The following is a 12,319-nucleotide window of genomic DNA, read 5'->3' on the forward strand; positions in this document are numbered from 1 at the left end:
GAGTTAAAACATACCTATTGCTTTAACTCATCGCCATTTTGATATAAACCACAATTCTAAATGACAATCCTTGCGATGCGATGATAATTTGTTAACAATATACAAATTATTAACAGTTTTCGTTAGATTGAAAATTTATGAAAAAAAATGTATCGCGCCGTGATGCACTAAAATTTGTCGCGGCAGGAGTAGTATCGACGGGTGTAGTGGGGTGCACCAAGCAGTCTATTAGCACTGAGTTGACACAGCAGCATAGCGAGCATGACTTTAGCTCAACACCTTTACCAACAAAAGATAAATGGCACAAAACACCCGACCGCACATGGTTGGGCGGGGAATACTGGGCTAATCCTATGGAGGATTGGCAAGTAAAAAATGGCGCCGCTGAATGCTCGAGTATTGGTGGGAATCGAAGTATTCATTCTCTAACACACCAATTAAAGGATGTGTCTAAGCCTTTTCAAATGTCTGTAAATATCAAACGCCTGACAGCAAACAAACGCGATGGTGGCGCAGGTTTTCGCTTAGGGGTAAAAAGCGAACTCAACGAATACCGAAGTAACTGTTTTGTGCAGCAAGGGTATGATGCCGGTATATTAGGGGATAGACTCATATTAGGCGCTAAAGAAACCCTACTGTCATCAAATCTATATAATCAAACCCTTTCCCTCGAGTTGGATGCGACACCGCAATTGGGTGCGTCTCTCATAATATTGAGAGCAAAAGTCGGTGAAAAAGTCATAGCTGAGCTGTCCCATTTGGCCGCTAAAGAAGAGTTAATAGGTAATGTTGCGCTAGTGAGTAACTTTGCCATTGCGTCAGTCACGCATCAAAATCCACCAGCAAATCTGCAAGGCAATCGATACCGCTTTAGTGATTGGGAAATAGCGGGTGAAGCGTTTGAATATAAAGCAGACAGAACATTTGGTACTTTGCTCTGGACGATGTATTCACTCAGCGATTCTAGAAGCAGCGAGGGCTTTGTGATGAAGCTTAGTGCCTACACTGGTCCTATTGGTAAACTCGATAACCAATATGTTGAGTTACAGATCCTAAAAGGGAAACAATGGATCAGTATTGCCAAAGAAAAGCTCAATACAGATGGTTGGGTTGCGACGTTTAGGATCCCAAATTGGAACGAAAAGCAAAACCACCGATACCGCGCTGTTTATGTACAAAAATATACGGATAACACCGAAGAGGCGCATTACTGGGAAGGTAATATAAAAGCTAACCCGAGTAATCGGCCGTTGAAAATGGCCGCCTTGACCTGTCAAAATGACTACGGATATCCCTATCAACCCGTTGCAGACAATGTCAGAAAACTCGATCCTGATTTAGTGTTTTTCTCTGGTGATCAACTATATGAGCAACATGGTGGCTTTGGTATCATTCGAGAGCCTGCCAATCTCGCCATACTTAACTATTTGCGCAAGTTTTACCAGTTCGCATGGGCTTTTCGTGAGGTTATGCGTAACTGTCCAACAATTTGTTTGCCAGATGATCACGACGTATTGCAAGGCAACTTGTGGGGCGAAGGTGGTGCACCTATGCAAAACATAGAAAAGGATTTGAGTGCGTCTGTATTGAGTGGCTACATTGAGCCTGTCAGAGTTGTTAATACTGTACACCGCACCAGTACTGCGCATCATCCTGACCCTTTCGATCCAAGTCCTACAAATGGTATCAGTGCTTATTATTCCGATATGGTCTATGGCGATGTGGGTTTTGCGATATTAGCGGACAGACAATGGAAAAGTGGTCCAGACCGCATTAATGTCGAAGTTGGCGTAACGGGTGAAGGCGAAGATCCGCTTTTGATTCGGCCAGAATACGACCCTGAGGGACTAGAGTTATTAGGTAAAAGGCAAGAAGCGTTTTTAACCCAATGGTCAAAAGACTGGCGAGGCCACACGCTGAAGGCCGTGCTCAGCCAAACAGTATTCGCAGGTATATCTACCCATCAACCCCGTCCTGACCGGTATTTAAAATATGATTTTGATAGCAGTGGTTGGCCAGCCTCAGCAAGGAATCGAGCTATAGATTGTATGCGTCCATCCATGGCCTTGCATATTTGTGGTGATACGCATTTAGGTACGCTCTCACAATATGGCGTATCGAAACAACGAGATAGCAATTGGGCGTTTTGTACGCCTGCGATTGCCGCAGGTTGGCCGCGTTGGTGGTTGCCCGATGAAGTTGGTTTACCCCATACAAACCGACCAAGTCATGGTATTGAACAAACGGGAGAGTACCTCGATAGTTTTGGTAACAAAATCTACGTGTACGCCGTTGGTAATCCAGAAGTCGGAAAGTCTGGCAACCGTTATGTAAAAGCGCATGAAAAAGGCAGTGGTTTTGGTTTTATTACCTTTGATACCTCTGCTCTCACTTATACCTTGTCTGCTTACAAATTTTTGGTAGACGTCAGTGACGGACGTGCAAGCAATCAATTTGAGGGTTGGCCAGTTACGATCCATCAAAAAGAGAACCGTGGCGAAAATATATTAAGCTAACCGTTTCTAAATAGGCCAAGCTAGCGTAGCCTCAACACCGGCTTAGGTTTGGCCTCGACTCTTATTTTGCGCTCAATAATAAGCTATGTTTAATATCTTGAGGTAATAGTGGCGTAGCACGATGATTTGCATAGTCTTCAAAGCCAGAACGATAGTACGCTGACAAGGGATGCATAGATTGCCCGCCCGGCACCGTTAATATACCTTGCTCGAGTTTGCCTGGTTTCACAATCATTCGTTGAGAGGCGCCAAAGGATGGCGATTGCACGGCTGGCATAAAGCTATCACCAAAAGCTTGAACTTTGCGCATGTTCAAATAGTTGCCGAGTACGCCCAATGCAGAGGCAAGTGGGTGTTTGACTTGCAAGGCGTTGACCTCACCCCAAGCTAGGCTCGTCATATCATTGCTGCCATTGCTGTATTGCGCTAGCAGGCGTTTTTTTGTTTGTTGATAAATGGCTTTGTACATATGATCATAGCTATCATATTTTTGTGTTAACCATGCTTCCGGCTTTTCTTGTAACAACTGCCAAATAGCGGGTTCAATGCCTCGAAGCAGGTATCTGGGCTTGATAGTGTAAGACGGATCCAACTCTCGTATTACTCCTGTCACGGGACTTAATAACTCATTGATCAGGTTTGAGCGAAAGCGTCTCACTAAAGTGTAACCTACTGAATCACTGCAGGCACAGGCTTTCCAATTGGTCAGCGCATCAATATCTTGTTTGTATAATTCAGGGTGTTGCTTAAGCGTAGACAGTAACAAATGATGCCAAGGCATCAAAAAAACAGCTTGGTTGTCGAGTTGCAAGTCATAAAAGCTTTGCTCGCTAAAATCACTTGCGCCCATTAATGCATTGGCAATTTGTTGCTGCCGCGCCCCTAGTGCATAACCGCCATCACCGTAACGCGCCAAATCATTAGCGCTCACCATTCGGGCATTTGCACTCCATATCCGCCCGTGATCAGGCGATATAAAATTAGCTGGTGACCGCTCAGGCGAGGCCCAGCCTTGCGTGTCGAATGCGTATTCTTCAATGGCTATTTTCGTTGGCGAGGTGCGTGCGCTTATAGCCCCTGTTAATTGCCAAGCAACATTACCTTGACTATCACCAACGACGAGATTTTGCACCGGAATGGCAATAGATTTTGCCAATTGCAGAGTGCTTGTCATATCTCTTTGCTCTGCTAGTTTGGCTAATTTGAGATTGAGTGCGTAGTCTTGATGAGCCACCCACTTTAGCGCGTAAGCTTGCTGTTCAATATATCGCACTGGGCCATATTCACTAACGAGAATATTTGCTTCTTTTACCTCTCCATTTGATAAAGTAAAACGCTCTGATACCTGTTCAATGGGTGTATCGGGAGCCAGTTTTACCCAGTCGACATTGTCCACATTAGCATTGGTGAATCCCCAAGCAATATGTTTTGTTGCGCCAACGACTATAGCGGGTACCCCAGGTAAGCTGACACCTGTCGCGCTGACCGCCTTACCATTTTGTTGGTAATTTAATTGTGCTCTATACCACAAAGTGGGGACGGCCAAACCCAAGTGCATATCATTGCTGAGCAAGGCGCTGTTGCTGTCTTTAACATGTTTGCCCGAGACTACCCAGTTGTTGCTACCAATATCAGGCAGCTCTTGCAAATTTTCAGTTCTGGATACGATTTCATCTGCTACGGTTGGAGGGTGGGGTATATCTGACTCTGGACGCGTATCCAAAGAAAAGTCGATGCTTGCTTGATAGTTACTGGCTGGGGTGAAAAAGTCTAAAATAGCCTTGCCTGTATAGTGTTGAATACCGGTGAAATGAAAATCTCGTTCAATTTGATCTTGTTGTAAATCAATATACATACTGAAGATAGCTAACAAGCTGTCTTCTGGTAACCATTCTGAAAAACGTGTATTTGTCAGTATGTATTCAAAGGGTTTAGCATCTTCAATACTGACCGCATCGTTTACTCCATTGGCATAAGCGGTTAATAACGCAAGTTCATCTTTTGGTAGTTGTTTGACTATGTTTTGTGCTCGACGCCTAAATTGGTGCGCGCGCTTACTTATATCAATATCGAGTGCTCTTTTGCCAACTATTGAAGATAGTTCACCCGCCGCATTTTTTCGTAGCAAATCCATTTGGAACAAGCGATCTTGTGCGTGGGCATAGCCAAGTGAGTAGGCTGCATCTACCCTGTCCTTTGCATGAATAATAGCCGTGCCGAGTGTGTCGCGGTCTATTCGACTATCCTTGCTTACTCTCGCACTTTTTACTACGCCGTCTAAGGTCGGCAAGCTATGCGCTAAACTAAAATAAACGCCCAATAATATTAGAATACTTATCGATAGAAGTATCCCAGCTATCCACTTTATTTTTGTCATAGCTCGCCCCTAGTTTGTTTTGGGTACTTGATAGCGGTGTAAACGTACTATGATGCCAATTGCTGGGTGATCAAAGTAATGTATTTGTTTACTGATAATCCGTCGTCTTTGTTTGAATGGAAAGGATTGAATGTGCTTATTTCCTGATGCATCAAGCTTGAGGCGATAATGCATAAATTCACTGTCAATGTGCAAGTAGGGCACTCGACCGACATATTCTAAGTAAACTTTGAACAGACCTTCAAGCTCAAATGCACTGAAGTCTTGCGTGATATTAGAGGTAGAATCAAGCTCAGTATTTTCAGTATTCCACTCAACAGGCTTACCACTGCCTAATTCTTGTTTAATACTGGACAGGATTTGAATGAAGGTTTCCTCAGTGTCGTCGAGTAGTTCAATGTCTGGCTCACTTTCGGCTTGTTTATCTGCGTCTAGTTTAATTTTTTCTCCAGCAAATACCTTAATAAATCGAGCATTCTTCTCACCAAATACAACCTGTTGTCGCCAAATTGTATAAAGCAGCGGCGCTATATCTCGCTGTTTAAACACGCTTTCAACAAAGCTTTCCATTTTAAGATTGCTTTTATCGAGCACTCTATGTTGACCATCCGCATATTCGCCCTCGACAAATAAGCGTGTGGGTGTTTGTTTAACCGGATTTGGTAAAGAGTCGTCATAACAACTTAGGTTCAAATTGAGACGGGTATCGATTTGCTCTAGTTCGTAATTCAGCCAATCGATATAAGGCTCGTCTTGTGCAGCACTTGTCGACGCCAAGGGCTCATTCTCAGGCAAGGCTATTGCTGGCGATGCTACTTCTGACGATGCTATTTCTGGCAAAACGGTGTTGCTGGTGTCTGGTTCTGATTGTCGCTCCTCGTTATTCGCTAGTTGCACAAAAGGCGAATATGACAGCGCCTCGATTGTTTCTGACAGATCAATAATTTGTGGAAGAGGTGCTGGATTGCAGTGAGGTAAACTTCGAAATATGTCGAAGTGCAGTGATTGTTGTCTAATAATCGGCAAGCTAAATAGATCAATACCTATTTCATTTGATGGCACATATGCTGCGGCTTCAAAGTTTTCGGCAAGCGTATCGCTTTGTAAATTGCGTTTAAATACGGCAAACTCAACGTCAAACCACCACTCTTCTTGTTCATCTTGAGCATGAACAGGGCTCGGGGCTAGCAGAGTACTCAGAATTGCGGCATTCGCCAATAAAGCTATAGCATAATTTACAAACTTACCCATTTGTTTCCTTTGCGAATAACGCCAACAAACGTTCAACTAAATCGATACGCGTCAAAGCATCGGTTGATTTCTTATTGATTTTCAAGCGTTGAGGGCCGTCAAATCGATATTCGTTCGGCTTCTTTTGGATTAGTGCAATTAAGAAGCCTGGGTCAACTTTGGTGTCCGCGTCAAATTCAATCATACCACCGAGTTCAGTAAATTCTATCTTCTTTATACCAAGTGCAGCAGCTTGCAACTTAAAGCTTGTGATCTTCACTAGGTTTTTGGTTGCTTGTGGCAGTAAACCAAAGCGATCGATGAGTTCAATTTGAAAATCGTCGATGTCATCTTGATGATGACAGTTTGCAAGTTTCTTATAAAGAGATAAACGGGTATTCACATCGCCAATGTAATCGTCAGGCAATAGTACGGGAATACGTAATTCAATTTCAGTTTGTTCGTGCATTGCATCGTGTAAACTGGGTTCTTTCCCTTGCTTTAATGCTTCGACGGCATTCTCCAACATATCCATATACATTGAAAAACCGACAGAGTTAATCTGACCTGATTGATCGTCGCCCAACAGTTCCCCAGCTCCTCGGATCTCCAAATCATGTGTAGCTAAAGCAAATCCCGCACCCAAACCTTCTAAAGATGCAATGGCTTCTAGACGTTTTGCCGCGTCTTTGGTCATTCTTCTTGGGTGAGGTGTGAGTAAATACGCATAAGCTTGGTGATGAGAACGACCAACTCGACCGCGCAGTTGATGCATTTGCGCCAGCCCGAGGTTATCTGCCCGATTCATAATAATGGTATTTGCCGTGGGTATATCGATGCCCGTCTCAATAATTGTTGAGCACACTAGTACATTGTAGCGTTGATGATAAAAATCATTCATGACGCTTTCTAGTTCGCGTTCTCGCATTTGCCCGTGACCGATTGCAATGCGGGCTTCTGGGACGATCTCTTCGATATCAGCCGCTGTTTGTTCAATTGTTTTGACTTCGTTATGTAAAAAGTATACTTGTCCGCCGCGGAGTATTTCACGCATGATCGCTTCGCGTATGACTTCGCTGTTTTTTTGCATAACAAAGGTTTTTATCGATAAGCGTTTTGCTGGTGGCGTCGCAATAATAGACAAGTCTCTCATGCCGCTCATTGCCATATTTAATGTTCTTGGAATAGGTGTAGCGGTTAAAGTGAGAATATCAACGTCTGCGCGCAGTGCTTTAAATTGTTCTTTTTGACGTACTCCAAAGCGGTGCTCCTCATCAATGATAACCAAGCCTAAGTCATTAAATTGGATATCTTTTGACAATAATTTATGGGTGCCGACGACAATATCAGTTTTTCCGCAGGCGATACTCTCTGCCACTTGCTTTTGCTCTTTGTTGCTAATAAAGCGAGACATCACACTTATCTTGAAAGGAAACTGAGAAAAGCGATCCTTAAAGTTATCAAAGTGTTGTTGCGCGAGCAGAGTGGTGGGCACTAAAATAGCCACTTGTTTGCCACAAGATGCCGCTATATAAGCGGCTCGCATGGCAACCTCGGTTTTGCCAAATCCCACGTCGCCACAAACCAGTCTATCCATGGCGCGGTCGGCGGCCATATCTTGGATAACCGCATTGATAGCCTTGGCTTGATCCTCTGTTTCTGCATAAGGAAAACTATTGGCAAAGCCTTCATAGTCCTGCCAATCCAGTGGGTATGCGAAACCAGGTTTAGCAGCGCGCTTGGCATAGATATCAAGTAGTTGAGCGGCGACATCGCGTACTTTTTCTGCAGCCTTTTTCTTTTGTTTACTCCAGGTGTCATTACCTAAGTTATGTAGTGGCGCATTTTCCACATCTCCACCGCTGTAGCGGCTGATGAGATGCAAGGAAGACACAGGCACGTAGAGTTTTGCTTGCTTGGCGTATTCAATACTCAAAAATTCAGTTTTTATGCCGCCCGCATCAAGCGTTTGCATGCCAAGAAAACGCCCCACACCATGCTCCAAGTGCACGACTGGTGAGCCTTCAGACAGTTCTGCGAGATTTCGGATAATTGCACTTTCATCCACCTGTTTGGCACGTTTAGCGTTGCGACGCTTGCTTTGTTTGTGACCGAGTAGCTGTTTTTCTGTAATGATCAGGTGTTTAGACTCGGGATCATGACATATATAACTGTCTTCAACACTGCCAATGGCGATACTGACGGGTTTATTAATAGTGCCAATAGACAGTTTTTCGATGCTATCTACGTTAATAATAGCCTTGTTTAATATGTCGATTAAGGCTTCGCGGTGACCCGCCGATTCTGCCACAAAAATTACTGGCGTTTTACTATGTTTAGCCTCGTCAATAGTGGCTTGTACGGCTGAATACGGATTGGTGGCTGTTGTATCAATGGCTATATCATCAATGGCACGCGTCTTAAAATCACAAAAGCCCTTTGATGACGTGCCTGTTTTTTCTGTAATGCTAACGCGTGCGCGTTTTTTAAGTGCAGATAGCATAGAAATTGTATCGAGATACAAATCCTCAGGCGGAAGTAACGGGCGTGCTAAGTTAAATTGATATTGCTGGTATCGTTGCAATAAATCTTGCCAAAAGCGGTTGGCTGCTTGCTCAAGTTTGTCGTTTACGATAAGTAAACTATCACTGTGCAGATAGTCAAATAAGCTAGCTGTTTGGGCAAAAAACAAAGGTAAATAATATTCAATACCGCCTGGCATTGTCCCTCTGCTAACTTGATAAAAGACAGATTCTTGATCGCTGTTACTAGCATTGGGGAACTTTTCTAAATAAGCCGTTCTAAATTGGGTAATTGCCGTTTTGTCAGTTGGAAATTCGCGCGCTGGCAAAAGCCGAATTTCATTTATTTTATCTACGCTCCTTTGTGAGCCCGTGTCGAAAAAGTGTATGGTATCAATTTCATCGTCAAATAAGTCAATTCTGAAAGGTTGTTCACTGCCCATTGGAAATAAATCAATAATGGAGCCGCGAATACTAAACTCACTATGCGACATCACTTGGCTTACATGCAAGTAGCCGGATTTCTCTAGCGTGCGCCTAAATTCTGCTGGGTCTAATCTGTCTCCTACCTTCAGATACAAGAGGTGTTGCCCTACGTATTCTACAGGCGCTACCTTTTGCAGTAGTGTATTTACTGGTAATAAGAATATGTTTGGCTCGTTTTTACTCAGCAAGTAAAGCGTTTCAAGACGCTTAGAGACAATGTCCTGATGTGGAGAAAATGCATCGTAGGGCAGCGTTTCCCAGTCAGGAAACAAATGCACGTCGATGCTTGTCGGACTATCTAAGAAAAACTTAATCTCTCGTTCGAGTTTGTAGGCTTGTGCCATGTCCTCTGTCACAATGATCAATGAGCCAGAGTGTTGTTTGGCAGCCATTGCCATTGCCATCGCTGGACTGCTTCCACTTAAGTTAGACCAATGAATATGATCACCGCGCGAAGTCTTGCCAGAGTCTGTGGATGTAAAAACCGGGAGTCTAGGGTATGTTAAGCTCATAAAGTGTGTTTATTTTTGTTCTTCACGTGTAGATTTTTGCTGACGCAACATTTTTGTTTGCAGATGTAAACTTGCTCTTACCAATAGTTCCTGATCTTGTTCTCTTATATGGGTAAAGTAATAGCTCGTCGCGTACTCTTCTTGAGTACTATCCAGTGGCTCAGAATCGATCGATTCGGCAAGGCAATACACGGCTGCGGCCTCATCTTCTAAAAATAGTTTGACCACAACCGGCGTACCGTTTTCTACTAGAGTGTTGGTGTGGACTATCAAACCTCCGCCACCAAATTTATGTGATTTTGTGCGATAAGCAGGGTCGTCTTGCTCTTGCAGAATATACGACATCATTAAATCCATTTTTTTTGCTTGTAACTGGAGGTAATTAACCAAGTCTTCAAATTTTTCGCCCATGTTTCGAAATGGCCTTAGCGCTTGTGCCTCGATCTCAGACATTTCAGCCGCAATGCGAAAGACGTAGGGCATGGATTGCTCAAAGGTATGCATATCTTGGCTGGCTTGCTCTGGCGTAGCCGGCACAATGTTAATGGGTAATGCGTGTTCCATTAAAAAATACGAACTAAATTGGGCTTGTTTTTCGGCAAGTGTGAGCAAGGAAAACTCCATCTAATGATCGTTTTTTATCTAGCCTGAAATTTTCGCATACAAAGGTAGCTAAATGATAGTAAACTTTAGATATTATTGGTGCTTAGCAAAAAATTATGCGAGCGATAGCCTCGGACAATTACAAATTGCAAAGGTCAAAAGGCACTAGGAAACGAATAGGTATATTTTTCATGCTATTACCGCAGTTCATTGCGCTTCGATATGCGCGTTCTGGCAGCAAGCGAAGTTTTGTGGCTTTTATCAACCGTTTTTCGATTTTAGGAATTGCGCTTGGTATCGCCTCTTTGATTATTGTTTTGTCTGTTATGAATGGCTTAGAGTCGCAACTAAAAGCGCGTATTTTGGGAATTTTGCCTCATGCGGTGGTAGAGGCACCGCTTTCAAAAGTGAATATACTGGACACTGGGCAAGCTGATCTTGTCAAAATGGCAAGTTATCTAGAGCAAGAAGTCGTCGTGCAGTCTAGATCGCATATCAAAGGTGTGATTATGCAAGGTGTCGATTCCGCAGCAAATAAGGCGCACTCGACCGTCGCTAATTCTATGGTGGCAGGTAGCTACGATAGCCTTCAAGCTAAGACTTTTAATCTTGTATTGAGTCGCACTCTCGCCAGACAACTGTCGGTCGGCATCGGACAAAAAGTCAGGCTTATCAGCCCGCAGACAAGCGTATATTCACCCTTTGGTCGCATACCCAGTCAGCGTTTGTTTACGGTGACTGGAATCTTTAATGTGGTCTCGGAAATGGATGATAAAGTGGTGTTGGTTCATTGGAAAGACGCAAGTAAATTACTCAGAACTCCTGCTTCTGATGAAGCAAACACGACTCGCTTATTTTTATCTGATCCCTTTTCTTTCGAGTCAGTTAAACGAAATTTAGATGATGCTGAGCTGGACTATTCGCTTTGGCGGGAGCGACAAGGTGCCTTGTTTGATGCCGTCAAAATGGAAAAGAACATGATGACGCTCATGCTCGGACTGGTTATTTTGGTGGCGGGTTTTAATGTCGTGTCTGCGTTGGTGATGGTTGTCGCCGAAAAGCGCGCAGATATTGCGATCTTACAAACTCAAGGTATGCAAACCAAGCATGTTACCCAAATTTTCATTCTCAACGGCGTGTTTAATGGCTGCGTGGGTGTGTTGGGCGGCTTGGTACTTGGCCTTGGTGGTGTGTTTATGTTGAATCCACTACTGGATTTAATGAATTCAGGCTTGGCTTTTGGCGAAAACGGGCAGGGCTTGCCGATTGACATTAGGTGGCAACAAATATGCCTTATTCTGGGTGTGACAATTGGCCTGTGCGCACTTGCGTCCTTGTACCCAGCTAAAATGGCTGCATCTGTGAGACCTGCAAATGGATTGCGGACAAGCTAGGTGCTATACTCCACTCAATTATTTTTTGAAACCTAAAGGTTAAATGTGAATAAACGTTTCATCGATTCTGGCGCACTTTTGCGAGACTCATTCTTGGTCGCGGATAAAGTCTATCAAGATGGATTTAGGCCAGATTTTATTGTAGGTATCTGGCGGGGTGGTGCGCCAATCGGTATCGCAGTACAAGAGTATTTCGAATTTCGTAACGCGCCTACCGATCACATTGCAGTACGCACGTCTTCATATTACGGCATTAATCAACAATCAAAAGAGATCCGCGTGCATGGTTTGCACTATTTGGTGGAAAACGCTAACGCGGCAGACAAATTGTTAATTGTCGATGATGTTTTTGATTCGGGTCGCAGCATAGAAGCGTTGATTAATCAAATTCACGTATTAATGCGACTAAACGCGCCAAAGGAAATAAGGGTGGCGACACCTTGGTACAAACCACAAAATAATAAAACAACTATCACGCCTGATTACTTTGTCCATGAAAGTGATGAATGGTTAGTGTTTCCGCATGAATTATCGGGTTTAAGCGCCGAAGAGATTATTAGTGGTAAAGCTGAACTTGCGCCGATCATGGATATATTGACAACAAAATAAGCGAACCATTCCTTCAGATGATATGGCGGGATTATTCTTTACAATACAATCCCGCCCCGTCACAAGGGAA

Annotated in this window: 7 protein-coding genes; 3 read left to right on the forward strand and 4 right to left on the reverse strand. The window is 43.7% G+C overall.

All coding sequences use genetic code 11. The features are described 5' to 3' along the window. The first annotated feature begins 137 nt into the window (after nt 1-137). Nucleotides 138-2,516 carry an alkaline phosphatase D family protein gene (locus ACFOHL_RS08325; protein WP_376919763.1) on the forward strand — a complete coding sequence of 793 codons (2,379 nt, stop codon included), beginning with the start codon at nt 138-140 and terminating at the stop codon, nt 2,514-2,516. Nucleotides 2,517-2,577: 61 nt separating this feature from the next. On the opposite strand, the gene ACFOHL_RS08330 is transcribed toward ACFOHL_RS08325, so the two are convergent. From ACFOHL_RS08330 to ACFOHL_RS08345, 4 genes are read right to left on the reverse strand one after another with little or no spacing between them, the layout of a single operon-like run. Next, complete coding sequence (locus ACFOHL_RS08330; RefSeq protein WP_376919764.1) at nt 2,578-4,893, reverse strand: penicillin acylase family protein; 2,316 nt, start codon at nt 4,891-4,893, stop codon at nt 2,578-2,580. Between the two features lie 9 nt (nt 4,894-4,902). Next, nucleotides 4,903-6,144, reverse strand: a complete 1,242-nt coding sequence (locus ACFOHL_RS08335) for a CsiV family protein (protein WP_376919765.1) — start codon at nt 6,142-6,144, stop codon at nt 4,903-4,905. Continuing rightward, nucleotides 6,137-9,643: a transcription-repair coupling factor gene (gene mfd, locus ACFOHL_RS08340; protein WP_376919766.1), complete on the reverse strand. Its 3,507-nt coding sequence runs from the start codon at nt 9,641-9,643 to the stop codon at nt 6,137-6,139. Before mfd ends, ACFOHL_RS08335 begins: the two co-directional genes overlap by 8 nt. A 9-nt stretch (nt 9,644-9,652) precedes the next feature. After that, nucleotides 9,653-10,255, reverse strand: coding sequence for a PilZ domain-containing protein (locus ACFOHL_RS08345; protein WP_376919767.1), 603 nt, complete (start codon nt 10,253-10,255; stop codon nt 9,653-9,655). Between the two features lie 182 nt (nt 10,256-10,437). Between ACFOHL_RS08345 and ACFOHL_RS08350 the strand changes: the two genes are divergently transcribed. Together ACFOHL_RS08350 and ACFOHL_RS08355 are read left to right on the forward strand one after the other, a co-directional pair. Next, nucleotides 10,438-11,640 (forward strand): ABC transporter permease, encoded by a 1,203-nt coding sequence (locus tag ACFOHL_RS08350; RefSeq protein ID WP_376919768.1) that lies wholly within the window; start codon nt 10,438-10,440, stop codon nt 11,638-11,640. 45 nt (nt 11,641-11,685) lie between these two features. Beyond that, nucleotides 11,686-12,249 carry a phosphoribosyltransferase gene (locus ACFOHL_RS08355; protein ID WP_376919769.1) on the forward strand — a complete coding sequence of 188 codons (564 nt, stop codon included), beginning with the start codon at nt 11,686-11,688 and terminating at the stop codon, nt 12,247-12,249. The last annotated feature ends 70 nt before the right edge of the window (nt 12,250-12,319 follow it).

Origin of the sequence: Agaribacter flavus (assembly GCF_042646125.1) — a bacterium.
Taxonomy (GTDB): Bacteria; Pseudomonadota; Gammaproteobacteria; order Enterobacterales; family Alteromonadaceae; genus Glaciecola; species Glaciecola flavus.